Origin of the sequence: Aeromonas molluscorum (genome assembly GCF_051376105.1) — a bacterium.
GTDB classification, from domain to species: Bacteria; Pseudomonadota; Gammaproteobacteria; order Enterobacterales; family Aeromonadaceae; genus Aeromonas; species Aeromonas molluscorum.
In genome coordinates this window covers 1,487,748-1,511,149 of sequence record NZ_JBPQCY010000002.1, presented here as the reverse complement: position 1 = coordinate 1,511,149, position 23,402 = coordinate 1,487,748, and the positions used below count along the sequence as shown (strand labels likewise).

At 58.6% G+C, this 23,402-nt stretch carries 22 protein-coding genes; 10 read left to right on the top strand and 12 right to left on the bottom strand.

Annotation, left to right across the window (positions count from 1 at the left end):
• Nucleotides 1–24: 24 nt before the first annotated feature.
• The 3 genes from ACSMDR_RS17575 to ACSMDR_RS17565 form a co-directional block, all read right to left on the bottom strand.
• Entirely contained in the window at nucleotides 25–909 is an 885-nt protein-coding gene (locus ACSMDR_RS17575; RefSeq protein ID WP_436469077.1) for a flagellin N-terminal helical domain-containing protein, read from the bottom strand.
• A 598-nt stretch (nucleotides 910–1,507) separates the two neighbouring features.
• Nucleotides 1,508–2,407 carry a flagellin N-terminal helical domain-containing protein gene (locus tag ACSMDR_RS17570; RefSeq protein WP_005910942.1) on the bottom strand — a complete coding sequence of 300 codons (900 nt, stop codon included), beginning with the start codon at nucleotides 2,405–2,407 and terminating at the stop codon, nucleotides 1,508–1,510.
• A gap of 642 nt (nucleotides 2,408–3,049) precedes the next feature.
• Complete coding sequence (locus ACSMDR_RS17565) at nucleotides 3,050–3,970, bottom strand: flagellin N-terminal helical domain-containing protein (protein WP_436469076.1); 921 nt, start codon at nucleotides 3,968–3,970, stop codon at nucleotides 3,050–3,052.
• 389 nt (nucleotides 3,971–4,359) lie between these two features.
• On the opposite strand from ACSMDR_RS17565, the gene ACSMDR_RS17560 reads away from it, so the two are divergent.
• Both ACSMDR_RS17560 and ACSMDR_RS17555 read left to right on the top strand, forming a co-directional pair.
• Nucleotides 4,360–4,992: a trimeric intracellular cation channel family protein gene (locus ACSMDR_RS17560; protein ID WP_042043537.1), complete on the top strand. Its 633-nt coding sequence runs from the start codon at nucleotides 4,360–4,362 to the stop codon at nucleotides 4,990–4,992.
• Nucleotides 4,993–5,103: 111 nt separating this feature from the next.
• Nucleotides 5,104–5,493, top strand: coding sequence for a hypothetical protein (locus tag ACSMDR_RS17555; RefSeq protein ID WP_436469075.1), 390 nt, complete (start codon nucleotides 5,104–5,106; stop codon nucleotides 5,491–5,493).
• Nucleotides 5,494–5,581: 88 nt separating this feature from the next.
• Here ACSMDR_RS17555 and thiI read toward each other — a convergent pair whose 3' ends face one another.
• Nucleotides 5,582–7,030, bottom strand: coding sequence for a tRNA uracil 4-sulfurtransferase ThiI (gene thiI, locus ACSMDR_RS17550; protein WP_436469074.1), 1,449 nt, complete (start codon nucleotides 7,028–7,030; stop codon nucleotides 5,582–5,584).
• 199 nt (nucleotides 7,031–7,229) lie between these two features.
• Between thiI and ACSMDR_RS17545 the strand changes: the two genes are divergently transcribed.
• Nucleotides 7,230–8,231: a hypothetical protein gene (locus tag ACSMDR_RS17545; RefSeq protein ID WP_436469073.1), complete on the top strand. Its 1,002-nt coding sequence runs from the start codon at nucleotides 7,230–7,232 to the stop codon at nucleotides 8,229–8,231.
• A gap of 48 nt (nucleotides 8,232–8,279) precedes the next feature.
• Here the strand turns inward: ACSMDR_RS17545 and ACSMDR_RS17540 are convergent, their stop codons facing one another.
• Entirely contained in the window at nucleotides 8,280–9,977 is a 1,698-nt protein-coding gene (locus ACSMDR_RS17540) for an FAD-dependent oxidoreductase (protein WP_436469072.1), read from the bottom strand.
• A 134-nt stretch (nucleotides 9,978–10,111) separates the two neighbouring features.
• Here ACSMDR_RS17540 and ACSMDR_RS17535 point away from each other — a divergent pair, with 134 nt between their 5' ends.
• The 3 genes from ACSMDR_RS17535 (at nucleotide 10,112) to ACSMDR_RS17525 (ending at nucleotide 14,589) form a co-directional block, all read left to right on the top strand.
• Nucleotides 10,112–13,087, top strand: a complete 2,976-nt coding sequence (locus tag ACSMDR_RS17535; protein ID WP_436469071.1) for a sensor domain-containing phosphodiesterase — start codon at nucleotides 10,112–10,114, stop codon at nucleotides 13,085–13,087.
• 65 nt (nucleotides 13,088–13,152) lie between these two features.
• Nucleotides 13,153–13,896, top strand: coding sequence for a pyruvate formate lyase 1-activating protein (gene pflA, locus ACSMDR_RS17530; protein ID WP_005901980.1), 744 nt, complete (start codon nucleotides 13,153–13,155; stop codon nucleotides 13,894–13,896).
• 51 nt (nucleotides 13,897–13,947) lie between these two features.
• A complete protein-coding gene (locus ACSMDR_RS17525) occupies nucleotides 13,948–14,589 on the top strand; it encodes an energy-coupling factor ABC transporter permease (RefSeq protein WP_436469070.1) in 642 nt (213 codons plus the stop codon).
• A 75-nt stretch (nucleotides 14,590–14,664) separates the two neighbouring features.
• Here the strand turns inward: ACSMDR_RS17525 and ACSMDR_RS17520 are convergent, their stop codons facing one another.
• From ACSMDR_RS17520 to ACSMDR_RS17505, 4 genes are all read right to left on the bottom strand, one after another.
• Nucleotides 14,665–15,357 carry an ABC transporter permease gene (locus ACSMDR_RS17520; RefSeq protein ID WP_436469069.1) on the bottom strand — a complete coding sequence of 231 codons (693 nt, stop codon included), beginning with the start codon at nucleotides 15,355–15,357 and terminating at the stop codon, nucleotides 14,665–14,667.
• A 153-nt stretch (nucleotides 15,358–15,510) separates the two neighbouring features.
• A complete protein-coding gene (locus ACSMDR_RS17515; protein ID WP_436469068.1) occupies nucleotides 15,511–16,251 on the bottom strand; it encodes an ABC transporter permease in 741 nt (246 codons plus the stop codon).
• 88 nt (nucleotides 16,252–16,339) lie between these two features.
• The gene (locus ACSMDR_RS17510; RefSeq protein WP_436469067.1) at nucleotides 16,340–17,113 is read right to left on the bottom strand and encodes an ABC transporter substrate-binding protein; all 774 of its coding nucleotides are present in this window, start codon (nucleotides 17,111–17,113) and stop codon (nucleotides 16,340–16,342) included.
• A gap of 49 nt (nucleotides 17,114–17,162) precedes the next feature.
• On the bottom strand, nucleotides 17,163–17,933 hold the full coding sequence (locus tag ACSMDR_RS17505) for an ABC transporter ATP-binding protein (protein ID WP_005903603.1): 771 nt from the start codon (nucleotides 17,931–17,933) through the stop codon (nucleotides 17,163–17,165).
• 533 nt (nucleotides 17,934–18,466) lie between these two features.
• Between ACSMDR_RS17505 and ACSMDR_RS17500 the strand changes: the two genes are divergently transcribed.
• Together ACSMDR_RS17500 and ACSMDR_RS17495 are read left to right on the top strand one after the other, a co-directional pair.
• Nucleotides 18,467–19,369, top strand: coding sequence for a LysO family transporter (locus ACSMDR_RS17500; RefSeq protein ID WP_436469066.1), 903 nt, complete (start codon nucleotides 18,467–18,469; stop codon nucleotides 19,367–19,369).
• Nucleotides 19,370–19,454: 85 nt separating this feature from the next.
• A complete protein-coding gene (locus ACSMDR_RS17495) occupies nucleotides 19,455–20,069 on the top strand; it encodes an acyl carrier protein phosphodiesterase (protein WP_436469065.1) in 615 nt (204 codons plus the stop codon).
• Nucleotides 20,070–20,109: 40 nt separating this feature from the next.
• Here the strand turns inward: ACSMDR_RS17495 and ACSMDR_RS17490 are convergent, their stop codons facing one another.
• Nucleotides 20,110–20,493 carry a DUF2069 domain-containing protein gene (locus ACSMDR_RS17490; protein ID WP_436469064.1) on the bottom strand — a complete coding sequence of 128 codons (384 nt, stop codon included), beginning with the start codon at nucleotides 20,491–20,493 and terminating at the stop codon, nucleotides 20,110–20,112.
• The gene (gene arsC, locus ACSMDR_RS17485) at nucleotides 20,490–20,840 is read right to left on the bottom strand and encodes an arsenate reductase (glutaredoxin) (RefSeq protein ID WP_436469063.1); all 351 of its coding nucleotides are present in this window, start codon (nucleotides 20,838–20,840) and stop codon (nucleotides 20,490–20,492) included. Before arsC ends, ACSMDR_RS17490 begins: the two co-directional genes overlap by 4 nt.
• Before the next feature lie 174 nt (nucleotides 20,841–21,014).
• On the opposite strand from arsC, the gene ACSMDR_RS17480 reads away from it, so the two are divergent.
• Nucleotides 21,015–21,461: a TlpA family protein disulfide reductase gene (locus ACSMDR_RS17480; RefSeq protein WP_436469062.1), complete on the top strand. Its 447-nt coding sequence runs from the start codon at nucleotides 21,015–21,017 to the stop codon at nucleotides 21,459–21,461.
• A gap of 129 nt (nucleotides 21,462–21,590) precedes the next feature.
• On the opposite strand, the gene bepA is transcribed toward ACSMDR_RS17480, so the two are convergent.
• Nucleotides 21,591–23,045 (bottom strand): beta-barrel assembly-enhancing protease, encoded by a 1,455-nt coding sequence (bepA, locus tag ACSMDR_RS17475; RefSeq protein ID WP_005903615.1) that lies wholly within the window; start codon nucleotides 23,043–23,045, stop codon nucleotides 21,591–21,593.
• Between the two features lie 122 nt (nucleotides 23,046–23,167).
• Between bepA and ACSMDR_RS17470 the strand changes: the two genes are divergently transcribed.
• Nucleotides 23,168–23,401: a sulfurtransferase TusA family protein gene (locus tag ACSMDR_RS17470; RefSeq protein WP_436469061.1), complete on the top strand. Its 234-nt coding sequence runs from the start codon at nucleotides 23,168–23,170 to the stop codon at nucleotides 23,399–23,401.
• Nucleotide 23,402: the final 1 nt, after the last annotated feature.

The window sequence follows — 23,402 nt, the reverse complement described above, 5'->3', positions numbered from 1 at the left end:
TCAGTGTTGGATTGCGGTATCGGCTTAGCCCAACAGTTGCAAGGCTGACTGCGGACGCTGGTTGGCCTGAGCCAGGATGCTGGAGGCAGCCTGTTGCAGGATATTCTGCTTGGTCATGTTGGCAGTCTCAGTCGCGAAGTCCGCATCCCGGATACGGGAGCGCGCAGCACTGACGTTTTCGGAAATGTTGGACTGGTTGCGGATGGTCGAATCCAGGCGGTTTTGCACCGCACCCAACTCGGCACGCTTGCCATCAACAACTTCCAGCATGGCATCGACTGCACCCAGAACATCTTGAGCATTACTCTGGCTACTGATACTGATCCCACCGACAGTGGAACCGCTGGTGAAGATACTTCCGACTGCAGCGCCACCTGATGCAGATACCGCGGTCGCAATGCCTGAAATACTGAAACCACCAGCCTGACTCAAGCTGAAGCCGATGGTCTGGTTAGCATCCGCGCCCACCTGGAAATTCCCCGCGTAAGAACCATCCAGCAGTTTAGTGCCAGCGAAGGTGGTGTCTTGGGAGATACGATTGATCTCGGAACCCAGCTGATCCACTTCTTTTTGAAGTGCCTCACGATCCTTGGCGGAGTTGGAGCCGTTGGCAGATTGCTGGGCCAGAGTGCGCATACGCTGCAGCATGCCGGTCACTTCATCCATGGCCCCTTCAGCGGTCTGCGCCAGGGAGATGCCGTCGTTGGCATTGCGGTTGCCCTGATCCAGCCCATTGACCTGGGAGGTCAGACGGTTGGAGATCTGCAGACCTGCCGCATCGTCCTTGGCGCTGTTGATACGCAAACCCGATGCCAGGCGGGTATAGGAGGTATCCAACGACTTGCTGGTGTTCATCAAATTACGCTGGGCGTTCAATGATGAAGTGTTGGTATTGATAAACATGGCCATAAAAAATTTCTCCTGATGAACAAGAAACTGCGGGCTCTGCTTGTGTCACACAGTCAGGATCCCACCGTTCAGATGGACAGCCTGAACGGGGCTGTACCATCTGGCGGGTCCCTTGTTTGAACGGACATTGGACCCGCAGTTGCGCAAATGTTGGTTTTCCGAACACCCCATCGATTTGCTTCCCCTTCTGTAACGGCAGCCCCATCAGAAGCTTTAGGACATTTATTGCCACCCTAATCAACAAAGAGGCAAGCACCTTCCGCCTTACTGCTCAGAGTGGCAAAGGAAGGCCACCATGATGGCCCGGAAATCCCGGAAATGGAGCATGCCCCTCACAGAGCCCCTCCATGGAGATATTTGCTGACGCTATTGATGCGGGAGATTGCGGGAAATAATGGGGCGCCGTTTTCTGCCGTCAGATATGAGAGCCGCCCATCGTTGGCCGAGGCAGAGATCATTCCCACAAGAACAATCTCGAGGATGACAAGAAGAGCGTTCTGCACAACCCGCGGGAAGTATGAAAAAAATTTCTTTACCAATAGAAAAGGTGTTCATTTGAACACCTTTTTACGCTATCAGAACGGTGAAATCCGCCTGCTTAACCCAGCAGTTGCAGTGCTGACTGCGGACGCTGGTTGGCTTGCGCCAAGATGCTGGAAGCGGCCTGTTGCAGGATGTTCTGCTTGGTCATGTTGGCGGTTTCGGTGGCAAAATCCGCATCACGAATACGGGAGCGTGCAGCCGATACGTTCTCGGAGATATTGGCCTGGTTGCGGATGGTTGAATCCAGACGGTTTTGTACCGCACCCAGCTCAGCACGTTTGCCATCCACCACACCCAGCATGGAATCGACGGCAGCCAAAACGTTCTGAGCGTTACTCTGGCTACTGATACTGATACCACCTGCACTGCCACCGACAAAGATAGCGGAGACCAATACAGTCGCCCCAGTAGCCGTGGTGATTGACGTCCCAGCCGCAGCCGAAATACCGGAGATACTGAAACCAGCAGATTGGTTCAGGCTAAAGCCGATGGTCTGGTTGGCATCGGCACCGACTTGGAAGGACCCAGAATAGCTGCCGTCGAGCAACTTGGTACCGGCAAAAGTAGTGTCAGTAGAGATGCGGTTGATCTCGGACCCCAGCTGATCGACTTCTTTTTGCAGTGCCTCACGATCCTTGGCGGAGTTGGAACCGTTGGCAGATTGCTGAGCCAGGGTGCGCATGCGCTGCAACATGCCGGTCACTTCATCCATGGCCCCTTCGGCGGTCTGCGCCAGGGAGATACCATCATTGGCGTTGCGGTTGCCCTGATCCAGGCCGTTGACCTGAGAGGTCAGACGGTTGGAAATTTGCAGACCCGCCGCATCGTCTTTTGCACTGTTGATGCGCAAGCCTGATGCCAGGCGAGTATATGAGGTATCCAACGACTTGCTGGTGTTCATCAAGTTACGCTGGGCGTTCAATGATGATGTATTGGTGTTGATAAACATGGCCATAAAAGATTTCTCCTGATGAACAAGAAACTGCGGGTTCTGCTTGCGTCAATGCAGCCAGGGACCCACCGTTCAGACGGACAGCTTGAACGGGGCTGTACCATCTGGCGGGTCCCTTGTTTGAACAGACATAGGACCCGCAGTTGCGCAAATGTTGGTTTTCCGAACACCCCATCAATTTGCTTCACACTCTGTAACGGCTGCACAATCGGAAGCTTTAGGTAATTAATTGCCGCCCTGAGGCTTTCAGCGGCAAACACTCTCCTCCTGACCAAGGGAAGAGACAAGACAAGGGGATAGAGGATCAACACAGCAGCGGCCAAGCGCTGGCCATGACGCTGCGCCAATGGAAAGGCATGCCACACGCTCTATCCACTTGATATTGGCATGGTTCATGCTTTCAATTTACAGTCGCCGGTTTTCCGGCGCCCATAAAAAAGGCCGACAGTGTCGGCCAAAGAAGAGCTTACGCTCAGGAGAACAACCTCTGATGTGACAGACCGAACAATCTGCGCGACACTAGAGGGGTAGTACCAATAAGAGATTTTCTCTGTTGATAGAACAAGGCGTATATCCGAACACCCCATTGTTCCATCTTCTTTACCAGGGCGGCCTGAACAACCGCCCTTTTCTTTTGCTTAAAATTTAGTTCTGCAGCAGGGAGAGCGCGGACTGAGGACGCTGGTTAGCCTGTGCCAGGATGCTGGAGGCCGCCTGTTGCAGTATGTTCTGCTTGGTCATATTGGCGGTCTCGGTCGCGAAGTCCGCATCACGGATCCGGGAGCGAGCTGCCGATACGTTTTCCGAGATATTGGCCTGGTTGCGGATGGTGGAATCCAACCGGTTTTGCACCGCACCCAATTCGGCACGCTTGCCATCGACCACTTCCAGCATGGCATCGGCAGCTGCCAGCACTTGCTGAGCATTTCCTTGAGAACTAATACTGATGCCGCCAGCACTGCCACCAGCGAAGATGGCGGATATACCGGTAGGCGTCGAAACACTGCCTGCAGGACCGGATATGACATTAACCGTGGTTCCCGCCGCTGTCGCGATCCCGGAGATACTGAAGCCATCAGCCTGACTCAGGCTGAAGCCGATGGTCTGGTTGGCATCCGCACCGACCTGGAAGGTGCCACCGAAAGAACCATCAAGCAGCTTGGTGCCCGCAAAGGTGGTTGCTGTTGAGATACGGTTGACCTCGGCTCCCAACTGATCCACCTCTTTTTGCAGAGCCTCACGGTCCTTGTCGGAGTTGGAGCCGTTGGCAGATTGCTGCGCCAGGGTGCGCATGCGCTGCAGCATGCCGGTCACTTCATCCATGGCGCCTTCAGCTGTCTGCGCCAGGGAGATACCGTCGTTGGCGTTGCGATTGCCTTGATCCAGGCCATTAACCTGAGAGGTCAGACGGTTGGAGATCTGCAGACCGGCCGCATCGTCTTTTGCGCTGTTGATGCGCAGGCCGGAGGCCAGACGAGTGTAAGAGGTATCCAAGGATTTGGTGCTGTTCATCATGTTACGTTGGGCGTTGAGCGACGAAACGTTGGTATTGATGTACATACTCATAACTATTCTCCTAAGCTATTAAATTTTATCTTTAATTCACTCAGGCTTTATTTTTTTCTGTGCCTGATATGTGCTGGTTAACGGCGCTTTTTCAGAAGACTTTAGCGATTTTTTTTCGCTGTTCGTTCCATTCTCGCCGCTTAACCTATGTATCGGTCCACTCTGGTCAGACTTAAGTAAATAAACGAAAAAAATGACCTCTGAACTCAATTTCTGGTCACGGCGGGCATGTGCCGGGTCAGTCGCCTCCCCCGTCGCCAGCCTGCTATCAGGGTGCTGAGGGCCCAGAAAGCACGGTAGATCTCTCAGTTTCACATGGTCGGACTTGGCGCTTGCTCGTTCAGCCTCTAGAATCTGCGCCCCTCTTTTGTTCGAGTCGATGTTTCTCCATGCAGAGCCTGGTTGATCAGATTGTCTATGTCAGCGACATGTTCGGTACCGCCGTGTTCGCATTTTCCGGCGTGCTGGTTGCGGGCCGATTGAGGATGGACGCCTTTGGCGTGTTGGTACTGGCGGCAGTGACCGCCATCGGCGGTGGCACTATTCGTGACATGATCCTCGGCGCCACCCCGGTATTCTGGGTGCGCGATACCCTCTATATCTGGGTCATATTGCTGACGGCCCTGCTGGGCATGTGGCTGGTTCGCCTGCCCAAGCGCCTGCCCTGGTATGTTCTACCGGTGGCGGATGCCTTTGGCCTGGCGCTCTTTACGGTGATCGGCGCCCAAAAGGCGCTCCATTTTGGCGCATCCGGCCTGATTGCCGTACTGATGGGCACCATGACAGGGGTTGCCGGCGGCATGATCCGCGATGTATTGGCCCGGGAGATCCCCATGGTGCTGCAAAAGGAGATCTACGCCACCGCCTGTATCCTCGGCGGCATCGTCTATACGGTGGCACTCGAGTGCAGTCTGGATAGGGTGCTGGCCATGTTTATCAGCATGGCGGTGGTATTTGGCCTGCGGGTGGCCGCTATCTACTGGCACCTCTCCCTGCCAACCTTCAGTCTGCAACGGGGTTAGCGCTCGGCGCTTGCGCCAGTGTGCATGCCTGAATGACGAAAGCCCGCCTGATTGAACCAAGCGGGCTTTTCTGTTGTCATAGAGAGCAGTCATTATCAGGCAGGAACCTTCATGCAAAAACTCGGGATCATCACCTCGCTGCTGCTCATAGTGACCACCATGGGCGCCAATGCCCAGCTTCTGTTCGGTCGACTGGCCTCCACGCCGGTACAGGAATTCAACCAACAGATCCGGCAGGCGAGCAATAAAAAGCAGACCTGGGTGAATGACTACAGGGCCATTGCCTTGCGCTTCGTGGGCCATGCCGACGTACCGAGCCAGATCCAGGCGCAACAACTGGATAATGATCTGGTGCTCTCGGTTGCCCTTGATGGCAGCAAGAATGACATGCTCTACATCCTTACCCTGTTTCGCAGTGACAACCTCTGGCAGATGCGCCAGGCCCAGATGGGCTGGCGTTGCCAGGGTCAATCCACTTTCACGCCCGTCCCCTGCCCCTGACATGGCGAGTGCAATAAAAAATCCGGCTCATGGCCGGATTTTTTATTGGCGGCATCGCGGGGTGCCGTACCATCCCCGAGCCTGATGCTCAGGGGCGGTAGACCTTGACGTTGTCAAAGCCCTGCTCTTTCAGATAGAGCGCCTGCAGTTTGCTCATCACGCCGCGATCGCAATAGAGCAGATAAGTCTGCTCTTTCGGCAGGTCACCAAAGGCAGTAGCCAGCTTGAAGAAGGGGATGTGCAGCACCTCACGGCCCTCGACCACCAGCGGCTTCTCGTCATGCTCGTCACTCGAACGAATGTCCAGAATGACCTCGTCCGCGGCCAATACTTGCGTGGTCTCCACCTCTTGTACCTGGGCTGACGTCTCTTCGCCTATGCGGCGAATATCCAGATGGCGGGCTTCCTCCACCACCTTGTCCAGGATGCCGAAGTCGAAATTGCCCTCCTCCGCCTCGATATTGGAGAGCACGGCCTTGATGGTCGGCTTCTTGGAGATGACACCGCAATACTCCGGCATGGTCTCAGCGAACTCCAGGGTTCCAATGTGGCGCGCCTGGCTGATGATGTCCGGTTTGTCCCAGGTGATGAGCGGGCGCAGTATCACCTTGTCGGTCACCCGATCGATGACGTTGAGGTTGGTGAGGGTCTGGCTTGATACTTGACCCACGCACTCGCCGGTCACCAGGGCCGGAATCTGGAAGTAATCGGCCACCTGGCCCGCGGCGCGCATCATCATGCGCTTGAGCACCACCCCCATCTGGCCGTTATCCACTTTTTCGAGGATCTCGGCCACCACAGGCTCGAAGTCGATGGCGGTGAAGCGCACCTTGTGGGAGGCGCCGAATTTGCTCCACAGGTAATAGGCCACCTGCTTGACGCCGATCTCATGGGCGGCACCGCCCAGATTGAAGAAGCAGTAATGGACGCGGCAACCGCGCTTGATGAACTGATAGGACGCCACCCCGGAATCGAAACCACCGGAGAGCAGGCTCAGCACGTCTTCCTGGGTCGCCATGGGGAAACCGCCGAGGCCATGGTGCACCGCGCTGATGATGTAGAGCTCATCGTTTTCCACCTCCAGGTTGACCTGCACATCGGGCTTTTTCAGACGCACACCGGCGGTTTCGCAATGCTGGTTGAGGCCGCCGCCCACGTAGCGCTCCAGCTCCAGGGAGCTGAAGTCGTGCTTGCCGACCCGGCGGGCCCGCACGCAGAAAGTTTTGCCCTGGAGGCGATCCCCCCAGACGGCGCGAGTCTGCTCGAAGATGTCATGCAAGTCGGTGAAGGTGCTCAGTTTCACTTCGAGGAAATACTGGATGCCGGGAATACAGGCCAGGGTCTCCAGATAGCGGGCATGGAAGTGATCGTTGCGCGAGCTCACCACCAGCTTGTCCCAATCCATTCGCACGCGGGCGTCCTCGTCGAAACGGCGCAACACATTGCGGATATTGCCCTGCAACATCTTGGTGAAACGCTGACGCACTGACTTGCTCTTGATGGTTATTTCTGGAAACAGCTTGATGATGAACTTCATGTCATTGACTCGGGTGACCTCAACAAAAGGGCGCGAATTATAGCAGAGCTTGCCGCCATCGCCTACCGGCATGGCATAGCGGCCGCCATGGCGGGCCCTGCACCTCTCGCCAGCCCGCGCCGCGATTTGCCGGGCCCGGACGAACTGGGTATATTGCCCCTCCTCTGTTACTGACGACGCAAGCGGCGATCACTTCGAGATGAAGACCTTTATCTATTACCCCGGCATGGAGGTGCGCGATGAGCTCTGGCTCAAGTTCGCACTGCTCTGGCTGGAACGGCTCGCCTTCGTATTCACCCTGAGCGAGCAGAGCCAACTGCCGCCCCTGCTCAATCAACTGGCCCATCGCAGCACTCTGCTGGCGCCACCGCCCAGTGCCGCCGACTTCGATGCCATCACGCCCCAGTTAATAGAACAACTAGGCACCCTGCTCGCCCCGACCTTTATCCGCCACCGGGTATTTGGCAACAAGGCGCTCATCGCCCGCTGGCAACAAGCCGCCAATCACGACTGCTTCTGCCCGTCCCAGGCCGGGTTGACCCATCTGCACCAATACTGCCTGGCCCATCATCTGGCTAGCGAGGAGAAGGGGGGAATTCGCATGGCACGGCGCCTGGCCAATCTCCTCTCCATGTACCTGGCCCGGGAGTGGGCGCTGACCCACGATGGCATTCTCATCACCGACCATGACTACCTGGATCGCCTGCTTCACCTGGCCGAGTCCCGCTATCAGCCTCAAGGTGGTCAGGACTGCTTCCACCTCGAGATAGGCCTGCGCCTGCCAACCAATCTGGCGACACTCTCCTTCGATACCCTGCTCGCCAAGCGCCACAACCCTGGCTTTACTCTGGCCCTGACCGGGTTTCATCAGGCCCTTACCGCCCTTATCAAAGGACTGGAAGAGGGAAGCGCGACCCCGCAGCTGCTGATCGCGTTTACCAAGGCACGGGACCTTCTCGAGGACGACCAGAGCGAAATCGCTATCTCCTCCCCCCAGACTGCCACCATGGCGCCTCTCGTGCTGCCGCTGACCCTGCAAATCAACACGGTTGAGCCGGCTGCAGCCCAGCTCAACCGGCTGCAAGCCACCAATGCGGCATTGGCGCGGCCTCTCGTCTTCCATCCCATCAAGAAAAGCCACTTCCTGCGGCGCAAGAGCCTGCACGGCTTCACCCGCCTAGGCCAAGTCCGCCACGGCTGACCGAGTGGGAAAGAGCAGGGTCCCCCGCTCAGACTCGGCCTTCGCAAGCTATGAGGGGTCGAGCAGGGACGCCATCTGCCAGGTCTTGAAGCCGCCGGAGAGGTTCTTCACCTTGAAACCGTGCTGGCTGAGCAGGCGGCAGGCCACGTGGCCGCGCAAGCCCACCTGGCAGCTGATGAGCAGCTCTTTATCCCTTGGCAGTTCATTCAGGCGACCGCGCAGTTCATCGAGGGGGATGTGCAGGGCTCCGGGGATGCGACCCAGCTTGTCGAGTTCGGGGCCATTGCGCACATCCAGCACCATCTGATGAGAATGACGGGCATTGACCTCGGCGGCGTGGCAAAGGATGGTGTCCCCCTTCAAGTGGTTGCTCGCCACGAAGCCCACCATGTTGACCACATCCTTGGCCGAGCCGAATGGCGGCGCATAGGTGAGCTCCAGATCCTGCAAGTCAAACACCGTCAGCCCGGCGCGCTGGGCCACCGCCAGTACGTCGATTCGCTTGTCGACCCCATCCTTGCCGATGGCCTGGGCACCGTAGATCTTGCCATCGGGGGCGAACAGCAGCTTGAGGCTGACCGGATGGGCGCCCGGGTAGTAACCGGCGTGACTGCCCGGATGCACATAAGCCTTCTCGAACGGCAGGCCCAGCTGCACCAGTCGCTTCTCGTTGAGCCCAGTGCTCGCCACCGCCAGATCGAACAACTTGCAGATGGCGGTGCCCTGGGTCTGCTTGTAGGTTTCGCTTCGCCCCAGCATGTTGTCGGCGGCGATGCGCCCCTGGCGGTTGGCCGGGCCCGCCAGGGGGATCAGCACGGACTCGCCGGTGACGAAGTCGGTCTCCTCCACCGCATCCCCCACCGCATAGATGAAGGGATCCGAGGTACGCATGCCGGCATCCACCTTGATGCCGCCGCGGGGCCCCAGCGCCAGCCCGGCCTTTGCCGCGAGCAGGGTCTCGGGCTTGACGCCGATGGCGAGGATCAAAAGGCCGGTGTCAAGATGTGAGCCATCACTCAGGGTCAGGCGCAGGCCGCCACGTTGGGGAGTCGGCACCTCCGCCGTCTTCTCGGCCTGCACATCCAGACTCTCGATGGCAGAAAGGCCGGTACGCAGGCGCAGGTCGACTCCCTCTTCGCGGATGCGGGCATGGAGCAGGTTGGCCATCTCTTTATCGACCGGCGCCATCACCTGATCGGAGAGCTCCAGCAGGGTGACCGCAAGCTTGCGCTGATGCAGCGCCTCCATCATCTCCAGCCCGATGAAACCGCCGCCAACTACGGTGACATGGCGCGGCTTGTCGTGGTGCAGGGCCGCCAGGATGCGATCCATGTCGGGGATGTTGCGCAGGGTATGGACATGGGGGCTGTCGATGCCGGGGAAAGGAGGACGGATTGGCGCGGCCCCCGGGCTCAGCAGCAGTTGATCGTAAGGCTCGCGCCGCTCTTCACCGGTTTGCAGATTGCGCACCAGCAATGTCTTGCCTGCCCTGTCGATGTCAATCACATCGTGAAAGACCCGGACATCCACATTGAAGCGGCGCTTGAAGCTCTGTGGCGTCTGCAACAGCAGGGCATCCCGCTCCAAGATGTCGCCACCGATATGATATGGCAGACCGCAATTGGCGAAGCTGACAAACTCGCCCCGCTCGAACATTACAATCTCGGCCTCTTCACTCAGGCGACGGGCGCGGGCCGCCGCCGAGGCGCCGCCAGCCACACCGCCAACAATCAGGATCCGTTTCATCAGCAAGACTCCAGTCAACGATAGATTGCCACCACATTAGACTTTGCTAATTTAGATTTCAACGAATTTTTGTTTGCACGCAATATGCAGTATTCTTGGCCCTCCGGCAGTCGCTCAACAGGATGTTTTCCCTCATGTCGTCTATCGCACTTCGTCAACCAGTGCCCACCTCGTCCACGCCCCTCTTCTTTCGCCTGGACGCTCGTAGCCAACGACTGGTTGCCCTGACGGATGTGATGCAAACCCCACTGCACTGGCTCGATGAACCCAGAGCTCCCTGGCCTGCCCAGTTGCCGGAGGCCCTGCGCGGCCCGATAGAGCAGATGCTGACCAACGGCCAAAGCGGTCGGTTGCATCTTCGCTTTGCCGGCATCCTCTGGCAGATTGCCCTCTCCCACGAGCAGGATGCCTTCTGGCTCATCTGCCTGCAGGCTCAGTCCCAGGAAGTCACTGCCGATCTTGCCCTTCACCTGCCCAGATTCAGCCAGATGGCGGGGCAGCAGCAGTTCGCTCCCATGCTCGAAAGCCTGAAAGAAACCCTGGGGGCAGACCGGCTCGCCCTCTGGCATTACCAAGCCAGCGGTAGCTTGGGCGGCGAACAGCTCACGCCCGTCTTCTCTCTCGGATGGGATGGCGCCGATACCGGCACGGCAGCCATGCCGCTTGCGGCCATTCGAGGCGACAGCCGTTACATTCGCGCCCTGCGCACCCGCAAGGCATTGAGCTTCTCCGAAACCGCCCACCAACCCATGCTCAGCCAGCACTACTACCTGAGCGAGGACAATGTCCACTCACGCCTCGATGCCGCCCTGCTTGACCAGGACAAGCTCATCGGCGTGCTCAGCCTGGAGTACCGGACCCCCACGCTGCTCAACGAGGAGATGTTGCAACTGGTGCGCCACTGCGCTCAGCAACTGGGCCACTGGCAACCTCAGGCTGAGGAGATGGGCAGCGAGGCCACCCGGACGCTGTCCCTCCCCGGCGAACTCAGTCTGATGACGGGCATCGACTATTGTGAAACCCTGGTGAGCTGGGCCTGCCACATCAGTGGCGCCAGCCTGGGGTGGGTGGGTGAATACCAACCGAGGGGCAAGGATCTCTGGGTCATACCGCGGCATGTCCGGCTCCAGGGTGAACCGCAACACTGGCCCGCCATGGGACTGGATCCCGGCCCCAGCGCCGAGCTGTTTCACCACGGTCAGGCGCTCTATATCGAAGATCTGGCACTGCGCTATCCCAGAGCCACCAAATTGCTCAGTCACGATGCCAAGGCCTTCATCGGCATTCCCCTGAGCCTGCCGAACCAAGGCCCCATAGGTCAGCTCATCTTGTTGCTTGACCAGCCACTGGCCGATCCCATGCCGCTGCTCGACGTGCTCACCTCCCAGGCCAAGCGGGCCGCCATCGAGCTGCAACGTCTGGCTGCCGACGATGCCCTGCGCCTGGCCGAGGTCGCCTTCAATACCCACGATGGTCTGCTGGTGGCCGACAGCCAAGGCACCATCCTCAAGGTGAACAAATCCTTTTGCCGCATCACCGGCTTTGAGGAGAGAGAGATGGTGGGCCAGCACATTGACCGATTGCGCCCCCCCTATTACGGCGATCGCCTCAAAGAGGAGGTGTGGCAGGCAGTCCGCCGTCAGGAGCTATGGATTGGGGAGGAGCAGTGTCTCAATCAGGCTGGCAACCTGTTCCCGGTCAGATTGATGGTGAGCGGTGTCAGAAATGAGCATGGCGAAATCGGCCACCTGGTCTGCAGCTTCTATGACGTCAGCAAGGAAAAGGAGGCGGCCCGCAATATAGAACAGCTCGCCTACTACGACGATCTGTGCGGCCTTTATAACCGCCGCAGCCTGACCGATGCCCTCAATCGCACCCTGAGCGAACCCAATGGTCAATGGGGAGCCCTGCTGCTGGTCGATCTGGATAACTTCAAGTCAATCAACGACTCCCTGGGCCATGCCTATGGCGACATGTTGCTACAGGCCGTGGTTGTACGCCTCAAGGAGCTGCCCCAGGAAAATCTGGTGCTGGCCCGGACCTCGGGGGACGAGTTCGCCCTGCTGTTCACCGCCCTGGGCCAGGGATATGTGACCGCCAAGATATTGGCAGAGCATTTTGCCCGCGAATTGATGGGCCAATTCCGGGCTCCTTTTGACATCGAATCCCACAAGCTGCATTGCAGCGCCTCGATTGGCATCAGCCTGTTTTCGGGAGAGGACAAGGATCACCTGATCCTGATGCAACAGGCCGATACCGCCGCCCACATGGCAAAGCGCGGTGGACAGGGCAGCTATGTGTTCTTCAGTCAGGCCATGGCCGAAAAGGAGCGCAGCAAGCTTGCCATCAGCAACCAGCTGCGCGATGCCTTGCGCAATCACGAGCTGCTGTTGCACTACCAGCCGCAGTACCGGGTCGACAACGGCGCCCTCTCCGGCATAGAAGCCCTGCTGCGTTGGCAGAGGAGCGACGGCACCATGGTGCCGCCTGGGGAGTTCATTCCCATCGCCGAGGAGACCAGCCTCATCCAGGATATCGGCTACTGGGTGATGAAGACGGCCTGCGCCCAGTACAGTTTCTGGCTCAATCAGGGATACAAGATCCCCCACCTGTCGGTCAACGTCAGTGCCCGCCAGTTCCACACCGCAGGTTTCGTGCAACAGGTGGAGTACATACTGCGCGACACCGGCGTCCCCCCCTCCCGCCTTTTGCTGGAGATAACCGAATCCGTGGTATTGGAGAACAGGCTGGAGAGTATCGCCCGCATGCACCAGCTCAAGGAGCTCGGCATCTTGCTCTCCATCGATGATTTTGGCACCGGCTACTCATCCCTCGCCTATCTGCGCGATCTGCCGGCAGACGAGGTCAAGCTGGATCGCAGCTTCATTCATACCCTGGTGCACAGTGAACAGGACAGAGCCATCGTCAAGGCCATTCTCGATCTGGCCCGGGTGTTTCGCTTCACCGTCACTGCCGAAGGGGTCGAAGAGCAAGAGCAGCTCGACATACTCAAGCATCTTGGCTGCCAGCACTATCAAGGCTTCCTCACCAGTCGCCCACTGCCGGTCAAAGCACTGGAGAGTCTGCTGACTCCTTTGCCAGCCAGCTAAACAAGTATGCTTTATAGGGCTTTTCGTAATAAAATAACGGCCTGCTCGAAACGCTGGAGTACCCTATGTCTGTTATTGGTCGCATTCATTCCGTAGAAACCTGCGGCACCGTCGATGGTCCTGGAATACGCTTCATCGTCTTCATGCAGGGCTGCCTGATGCGCTGCAAGTACTGCCACAACCGCGACACCTGGGACACCCAGGGTGGCCGGGAAGTGACTGTTCCTGAGCTGATGCAGGATCTCACCAGTTACCGCCACTTCATGAATGCCTCTGGCGGTGGCGTGACAGCTTCCGGTGGCGAAGCCATGTTGCAACAGCCTTTCATTGCCGAGCTGTTTGCGGCCTGCAAGGCCCAGGGGATCCACACCTGTCTCGACACTAACGGCTTCGTTCGCCACTACGACGAGATGCTCGACCAGGTACTCGACAACACGGATCTGGTCTTGCTTGATATCAAGCAGATCAATGACGAGAAGCACATTCCCCTGACCCACGTCAGCAATAAGTACACCCTGGAGTTCGCCCGCTATCTTGCCGCCAAGGGCAAGAACATGTGGATCCGCTACGTGGTGGTACCCGGCTGGACCGATGATCCAGAGAGCGCCCATGGCTTGGGTCAGTTCATCAAGGAGCTGGGTGGATCGGTAGAAAAGGTTGAGTTGTTGCCCTACCACGAGCTTGGCAAGCATAAATGGGACGTGCTGGGAGAGACCTACGAACTGACCGGTATTCACCCTCCCAAACGGGAGACCATGGATCAGATCCAGGCCATCCTCGGCCAGTACCATGACAACGTGAAATACTGATCTCCTGATGCGGCCGCGGCCAACCCGCGGCCCCAAGGCAAGGATGCCCCCATGAGTGAAGGCCAGCTCGCGGCCCTGATCCTCTGGTTATTACTATTGGGCGCAAGTGTACATCGCGCGCTCTGGCACAACCTGAGGATGACCTCCCTCTATCAGCATTTGCTGCTCGGCAGCGCCATCACCCTGATCCCGCTCTGGCTGCTGCGCGCTGGCCTCCATGATGGCCTGACCATCCACTTTCTCGGCATCACCAGCCTGACCTTGCTGCTCGGCTGGCGACTGGCACTCTGGGCGCCTTGCCTCACCCTGATGCTGCTCAGCTATGCCGGAATAGAAGAGTGGGCCAACGTTGGCTGGAACGCCCTGATTGGCATAGCACTGCCAGTGGCGGCCAGCTGGTTGCTGTTTCTCGCAAGCTGGGCCTGGCTGCCGCGACACCTGTTCATCTACCTCTTTATCGCCGCCTTCCTCGGCGGGGCGCTTGCCATCTCGGTCAAGGTACTGGCCACCGCCCTGCTGCTTGGACTAAACGGTGACTACAGCTGGCAGATTATCGTCGATGACTACCTCAGCATCTGGCCATTGCTGCTCTTTCCCGAGGCGCTGCTCAACGGCATGACCATGACCCTGCTCGTCATCTACCGACCCCACTGGGTCAGCACCTTCTTCGACCGCACCTATCTGGGCCGCTGAGCCCGATGCCAAGCGAATAAGAACCATAAAAAAGCCCGCAGCTGCGGGCTTTTTTTATGGTTCCTCGGCGATGGTTCAGACTGTGCGGGGGCGCAGATGGGCGTGCCAACGGGACTCCAGCTTCTTGAACAACCAGACGATGATGAAGGTCAGCATCATGTAGAGCAGGCCTGCGGTAATAAAGGCCTCGAACGGGCTGTAGTAGCGGGAGTTGATGATCCGCGCCGCCCCCGTCAAGTCGACGATGGTGATGATGCCTGCCACCGCCGAGCCTTGCAGCATGAAGATCACCTCGTTGCTGTACGCTGGCAATGCCCGACGAAACGAGTTGGGCAAGATGATCCGGGTCAGGGTCTGCCAAGGGCTCATGCCGAACGCCTGGGCCGCTTCAATCTGCCCCTTGGGCATGTTCATCACGGCGCCACGCACTATCTCGGCGGTGTAGGCACCGGTGTTGAGCGTAAATGCCAGCAAGGCACAGAACCAGGCTTCGGCGAACAGTGTCCAGGCCGCGCTGTTTTTCAGCCACTCCCACTGCGCCGCACCGTAATAGATGATGAACAGTTGCACCAGCAGCGGTGTGCCACGGAAGAAGTAGATGTAGGCCCAGATAGGCCCCTTGATCAGCCAGTTCTTGTGGTTACGCAAGATGCCCACCGGCACCGCCAGCATGAGGCCGAGTACCAGTGATGCGGCCACCAGCAGCACAGTGGTGTAGAGGCCCTGCCAATAGGTAGGCCACTCTTTGAGGATTATCGAGAAGTCCATGGCTTACCTCGTCTTCATAACGTAGTGACGCTCGGCGCCCTGGCAACAAGCGGATGCATTCATGGAGGGTGACATGGCCTACCTCGTCTTCATAACGTAGTGACGCTCGGCGCCCTGGCAACAAGCGGATGCATTCATGGAGGGTGACATGGCCTACCTCGTCTTGATGGCGTAATGACGCTCGGCCCACTTCAGTGCCGAGGTGGAGACAGCCGTGAACACCAGGAAGATAAGGGCCACTGCCATGTAAAAAGTGAAGGGCATCTGGGTCGAACCCGCCGCCAGTGACGCCTTACGCACCATGTCATCGAGCCCGATGATGGAGACCAGCGCCGTGGTCTTGAGCAGGACCAGCCAGTTGTTGCCAAAACCCGGCAGGGCATGGCGCATCATCTGCGGAAACAGGATGCGGACAAACACCTGGGTGGCGCGCATGCCGAAGGCACGAGCCGCTTCCAGCTCCCCCTTGTCCACCGCCAGGATGGCGCCGCGGAAGGTTTCTGTCATGTAAGCGCCGAAGATGAAGCCTATGGTGGCCACCCCGGCGGCAAAGGGGCTGATATCGACGTAATCGGGGACCAGGGAGACCCAATCCTGATTGGGATTGCTCGACAGCAACCAGGCGTTGTATTGCTCGTTGATCCAGGTACAGATGCTGTTGATGAGCACCTGGCCGCCGAAGAAGAGCAGCATCATCAGCACCAGATCAGGGATACCGCGAATGAGGGTGGTGTAACCGGTAGCCAGGCCCCGCGCCCACTTATAAGGGGAGAGCTTGGCCAGTGCGCCGAGCAGACCGAGCAGCAGCGCCAGCAGCAGGGAGGCCAGTGCCACCTGCAAGGTGATCCAGGCACCTTCCAGCAGGGAGGCTTCGTATCCTTTCAAATCAAACATGTGCAACTCCATCGCAATCGGGCCCGCCGTTTTCTTGGGAAAAGCCGCGGGCCCGATGACTACTGACTGGGGTCAGCCTGTCGTCCTGTTATTCACCGTACACATCGAAATCAAAGTACTTGTCATTGATCTCTTTGTATTTGCCGTTGGCACGCAGGGCCAGGATGGCGGCGTTGAATTTCTCTTTCAGATCCTTGTCGGCCTTGCGCACCGCGATACCGGCGCCCTCACCAAACCACTTGGCATCGGTCAGTTTCGGGCCAACGAACTCGTAGCCGTCACCACCATCTTTCTTGAGCAAGCCATCGCTGATGGCAGCAGAGTCGGCCATCACGTAATCGACACGGCCGGACTTCAGATCCAGGTAGGCTTCATCGGCGGTGCCGTAACGCTTGATGGTGGCGTTGGGGAAGTTGTCGGTAATGTAGGTATCCATGGACGTAGCGCGCTGCACGGCAATGGTCTTGCCATCCATGAAGGCCTTGTCGAGTTTGACCTCAGTGCCTTTCTTGGCGGCGAAGCGGGCCGGAATGTGCTGGTACTTCTGGGTGAAGTCCACCTTCTTCTTGCGCTCTTCGGTGATGTCCATGGTGGCGATGATGGCGTCATATTTACGCGACAGCAGCGCCGGAATGATGCCATCCCAATCCTGCTTGACCATAGTACACTTGACCTTCATCTCATCGCACAGGGCGTTGGCGATGTCGATGTCAAAACCTTTCACCTCGCCGCTTGGCTCGGTCCAGGAGAAGGGAGGATAGGCGCCTTCTACACCAATCCGTACCTCTTTCCACTCCTTGGCCATCAGGCTACCGGATGCCAGGGTGCTCAGAATGGCCGTGGCCAGTATCAGTTTTTTCATTGTCATCTCTCCTTGATAAAACAATTTGGATAATGGGAAGACTCGTCCATCAATAGATGGAAGATATGAATTGTTTGAAACGCTCTGACTTGGGATGGGCGAAGATCTCTTTCGGATTGCCCTGCTCTTCCACCACCCCCTGGTGCAGGAACATCACCTTGTTCGACACGTCGCGGGCAAAAGACATTTCGTGGGTCACCACCATCATGGTGCGCCCCTCTTCGGCCAGCTCGCGCATCAGGCTGAGTACCTCCCCCACCAATTCAGGATCCAGGGCCGAGGTGGGCTCGTCAAACAGCATCACCTCGGGGTCGACCGCCAGGGCGCGGGCGATAGCGGCCCGCTGCTGCTGGCCGCCGGAGAGGTGGCCGGGATAGTAATCGCGGCGCTCCCAGAGCCCGACCCGGTTGAGCAGGTGCTCCGCCTTGGCGACCGCCTCGGCACGGGGCACCTTCAGCACCTGGATTGGCACCTCTATGATGTTCTGCATGATGGTCATGTGTGACCAGAGATTGAAGCTCTGAAAGACCATGGCGAGGCGACTGCGAATGCGTTCAACCTGGCGCATGTCTTCCGGGGTACGTTCGCCGGTTCGGCTCGTCTTCATCCGGATCAGTTCCCCATGAAGGGATACGCTACCGGAGGAAGGGGTTTCGAGCAGATTGACACAGCGTAGAAAGGTCGACTTCCCCGATCCAGAGGAGCCGATCAGGGAGATGACATCTCCCTTGTGGGCCGTCATATCGATGCCCTTGAGCACTTCGTGGGTGCCAAAGTACTTATGCAAAGCACGAACTTCCAGTGCGGCAACGTCGCTCATCCACTACAACCTTGTCTGTCCCTAGACGCCGCAGGGGCGTGATACCACCATCACTCCATTAACAAAATGTTAACCGATGGCAACCTTCAGCGAAAATATCATCCACATGGTCAAAAAACAATACAGAGTAGAGGTTCTTGGTGTTTTATCTGTATTTTTATTGGCCTTGACAGTATTTTTCAGCACTTTGTATGCATAAAACTCGACTTAATACCGCCAGGGCACCGGCCTGTTTCGCTCCTGATACCTCAGTTAATCCGGCACATCATCGCTTTTTCATCATAACAGCATAAAAGCCTGTTTATTCATACCAGCTGACGATGCAAACTGGCAGTGGATCCATGTGATTTTCTTGGTTTTTTTGGCAAAAAAAGCCCGCGGGGGCAGATGACGCCCTCGCAAAGAGCCTGGACTCCCATAACAGCCGGATAAAAAGAGGGTCGGATGAGCCAAGTTTTCTCACAGATATGTGACACCCGCTTAATAACTAATGATAAGGTGTCGTTTTTGTCATTCTCTTCTTTGAGGCCCCGATGCTGCTGAATGTCTTGCTGATCCTGCTGCCCCTGGTGATCGGCTACCTGGTTCCCCTCTCCTCCAAGCCCCTGCTCAAGCTCGTCAACGGTACCCTCGGCAAGCTGGTCTATCTGATCCTGTTCCTGATGGGACTGGGACTGGCCTTCGTGGAGGATCTGGGCGCTAACCTGCCGCGCATTTTCGTCATTGCGACCCTGATGCTGGCCTGTATCTCCCTGTGCAACTTGGCCGGTCTCTGGTGGCTGGACAGACGCAATCCCCCGGCCCACGATGGCAATGACTCCCAGATGCCGAGCAAGTGGAAGATGTTGTGGGAATCCGTGCAGCTCTGTTTCGTGGTATTGGCGGGGACCGTCATTGGCCTGCTGTTCGAGCCGCGCTTCCTGCCCATCGACAAGTTGAGTGAGTGGGCACTGATGCTGCTGCTGTTTCTCATCGGTGTGCAGATGCGCAACTCGGGCATGCACCTGCGCCAGATCCTGCTCAACCCCTGGGGCATGAAGATAGCGGCTACCGTCATCCTCACCAGCTGGGTGGGCAGCCTGATTGCCTCCCTGCTGCTCGACCTGCCCTTCGCTCACGGGCTGGCCATGAGTTCGAGTTTTGGCTGGTATTCGCTCTCCGGCATCCTGGTCGCCGACAAGCTGGGGCCGGTGCTGGGCTCGGCGGCATTTCTCAACGACCTTGGCCGCGAGCTCATTGCCATCCTCATCATCCCCATGCTGATGCGTCGCCACCCCTCGGCGGCTGTCGGCTATGGCGGCGCCACCGCCCTGGACTTCACTCTGCCGGTGATCCAGCGCTCGGGCGGCATCACCATGGTACCGATCGCCATCGTTTCCGGTTTCATATTGAGTCTGCTCGGCCCCATATTGATACTCGCCTTCCTCGCGATCTGATCCCTTGCCGGGCGCATGGCGGGGCCTTCACCACGCGCCTCTCTGAACTCGGCTAAGGTTCACTCACTCACCCGGCGAGGATCTCATGAACTATCTTGCACACCTGCATCTGGCCAGTCACTGCGACAGCTCGCTTACCGGCAACCTGCTTGGCGACTTCATCAAGGGCCCCTTGCCAAGCGGGTTGGAGCCATCACTGGACGCGGGTATCTGGCTGCATCGCAGAGTCGATGCCTTCACCGATGCCCACCCCGAGCACAGGGCTGCGGTCGGCTGTTTTGCTCCGCCCTGGCGGCGTTTTGGCGCCATCCTGGTCGATATGCTCTACGACCATTGGCTCAGCCTGCACTGGGCCCACTTCAGTCCGGCGCCCCTGCCGCTCTTCTTGCAGCAGAGCTATGCCGCCCTGCTGGCTGATGAGGCTCGCCTGCCCGGCGGCCTGCCCTTGCCGTTAACCGCCATGGTGCGCCAGAACTGGCTCGCCTCCTATGCCGAGCTGGACGGGCTGACACGGGCCCTCAACGGCATAGGTCAGCGGCTGCGCCGCCCGCAACCCCTCGGCCTGGCGCTGGCAACCCTGCTCCCGGCCCAGTGGCACGCCTGTGAACAAGGCTTTCTCGCCTTTTATCCCGATCTGATGCGCTTTACCCAGCAAGAGTGGCAGGCGCGCCCCCACTTTCCGGATATCAATCGCCCATAAAAAAAACGCCCCTAGGGGCGTTTTTTTTATGGGCGGCAACCTAGGGCTGCGTCTCTTTCTTCTTGCGAATGCTCAGCCCCAGCTCGCGGCCGCGCAGGCGGGCGTAATAGATGGTACCGATGAAGGCGAGGATGGTGAACACCAGCTCCACGACCGCCAGCCAGCGCTCCCCTTCATCCGCGGTGATCAGCGTCAGGGAGTGCAGAAAGTAGGGCATCAGCACGAAGTTGCCCCAGGCATGGGTATAAGGATTGCCCTGCACTATGCCCTTGAGGGGAAACAGCAGCGGGACAGTCCAGATCACCGGCAGCAACCAGGGATTGAGCTCCGGGTGCGGAGAGAGCCAGACATGCCAGATAATGACCCAGGCCAGCAGACCAAGGAAGCCGACCAGAGTCAGCAGACGGGCGTGAAACGTGGTCACTTGAGGATCTCCAGCACCTGTTCGGGAGGTCGGCCTATCCGGGCCTGGCCATCCTTGAGGACGATGGGACGCTCGATCAGCTTGGGATGTTGATGCATGGCCTGGATCAGGGCCTCGCCACTCAGATTTGCCAACCCCAGCTCCTTGTAGAGATCTTCTTTGGTGCGCATCAGCTGACGGGGATCCGCGAAGCCAAGCTGAGTCAGCAAACTACGGATCTGGGCTTCGCTCGGTGCTTGCTCCAGATAGAGCACCACCTCGGGCTGGATGCCATGCTGCTCAAGCAGGGCCAGGGTCTCACGGCTCTTCGAGCAGCGCGGATTGTGGTAGATTTGGGTCTCGCTCATGATAACTCCCTGATTTATCGCATGAGAGGGGAAGAAACGGCGCTATTGTATGGCAAAGCCTGAGGCGCGTCTTCCATTGATGGAATGAAACCAGATGGTTATCAAATTGTATGAAGCACCCGCCATTCAGGCCCGAAGAGGTCACTACCTGATGACAGGTCTCAAGGAGAGGCAATGAATGTTATCCATGCCATGGCGCTGACCGCTCTGCTGAGCGCCTGTACCCCGCAACCCGAGTTGACCGACACCCAGGGTGAACCGGTCAGCTTGCAGCGGTTCGCGGGCAAGCCACTGCTGGTCAACTATTTTGCCCAGTGGTGCGCCCCCTGCCTGCGGGAGATGCCCCTGCTCAATGCCTTGCAACGCGAGGGCAGGGTGCAGGTGCTGGCGCTTAGCTTCGACAGCATGAGTGCGCCCGAGCTGGCCGAGCTGGCCCGCCGTCACGATATCCAAGTGCCCATCATGCAGACCAACGGCGAGGCCGGAGCCAGATTACCCTTCCCCCGCCCCGGCCAGCTGCCCACCAGCTATCTGCTCGATGCCGATGGCAAGCTGGTACAGACCCTGGTCGGTGAGCTCAATCAAGCACGACTGGCGGCTCTGATCCAGGCCACGCCGTAATCGCCATCAAATAGCCTGCGCGTCCCTGAGCGAGCAGGCTGTCCATGACGCAGCCAACGCCCGCCAAGTACCTGTCAATAAAAAGGGCGCTGCGGTGGCCCGCTGCGCCCTTGTCTGCCGCAAGACGTGTTACATCTTGAGGCTCTCCAATGCTTTTTTCTCGCGCTCCAACTCGGTGATCCTGGCCTCGATACGCGCCAGGTTCAGCTTGTTGCTGGTGGTGCCACGGGCCACGATCAGTTCATCGATGGCAGCCTGGTAGTCGCCACGCAGGGAGAGGGTCTCGGCCCGGGCCATATGCAGCTCCTCCATCCGGCCCGCCTTGCGATACGCATCGGCCAGCAGGCTCCAGGTCAGGCTGTTCTCTTCGTGATCACGGGCGTAGGGATCCAGCGTGGCGATGGCCTTGGCGGTGTTGCCGCTCTCCAGATAGGCGTTGCCGAGGTTGATCACCACCACTTCATTGTCCGGCATCCGGCGTTTGAACTGTTCGAGGCGGGCGATGGCCTGGGCATTGCGTCCCTTGGCGAGATCGATGTCGGTCTGGCCATCCAGGATGAAGAGATCCTCCGGATGGCGACTGGCCAGCTCCTTCATGATGGTGTCAGCCTCGTCCGCGCGTTTGAGCTGGAGCAGCACCAGGGCCTTGCCATAGAGCGCGGCATCCCTGAGGGGGTAATCGCCCCGGCTCAGGCGCTGTTCGAAAAAGGTGAGCAGGGCAGCCTGACGTTCGGTGCCAAACCGGGTCTGGATCCGCACCTTGGCAAACCAGAAATCCAGGCTGGGGGGCAAGGTGCGTTTGCCGTAACTAGCCGCCCTGGCACGGGCCTCGGCGATCCGGGTCTCGGGCAAGGGGTGAGTCAGCAGCATCTCGGGCGGCTTGCTGGCGTAGCGATACTCCGCCGCCAGTTTTTGGAAGAAGGTCGCCATGCCGCTAGGGTCGAATCCCGCGTCATAGAGGGTCTTCATGCCAATGCGATCCGCCTCGTACTCGTTGTCCCGGGTGTAGTTGATGGCCGACTGCATCGACAATCCGAGGGTGGTCTGCAAGGCGGCGATCCCGGCGGTCGGGTTGATTACCGCCAGGGCGATGGAGCCGACCAGACCGGCCAGGGTCATGGCCGAGCTGCTCGCCTGGGATTCGAGATAACGGGCGATGTGGCGCTGGGTGACGTGGGTAATTTCGTGAGCCAGTACCGAGGCGAGTTCACTCTCGCTGTCGGCATAGAGAAACAGGCCGGTGTGTACCTTGACCCGACCACCGAGGAAAGCCGCCGCGTTGATGCTGGGATCGTTGATCAGGAAGAAGGTGAAGGGGAAACGGACCCCGTCCGCGTTGGTAAGCAGTCGCTGACCCAGATCATCAATGTACTGGCTAAGCACTGGGTCATCGATAACGGGCAAACCGGCACGGGCAAAGCGCATGAAGGCATTGCCATAGCGCACTTCCTGCTCGATAGGTAGCGCAGCCACTCCTGCGGTGCCTATGTCGGGCAACTGGTTGTTGGCCTGGACGGTGAAGCTGGCACTCATCAGGGAGGTCAACAGAGGGATCGTTGCCATCAGGGGGGAAAAACGTGCCACGTTATCTCTATCTCCTTTAGGAAGGGGCCTCGGCAGAATACCCTTGCCCCCGACGGCCCACAAGCGTTGTTTCAGGCAGGCATCACGGCCATAATGACGGCGTCTCGCCTGCTGGAGCCGTTATGGAACACCTGGATCTGACCCCTTATCGCTGCCCTGAGCCACTCATCATGGTCAAGCTCTGGCTGCGCCAGGCTAAAAACGGTCAATCCCTCGCCATCAGCCTGTCCGATCCCGGCTCGCGCCGCGATATCCCGGCCTATCTGACTCGCCTTGGTCATCGCATTCTGGTCTCTGAGCAAACCCCTTCGTGCCTGCACCTGCAATTCACGGTCGGGGAGCCACCCTGTTGTTGAG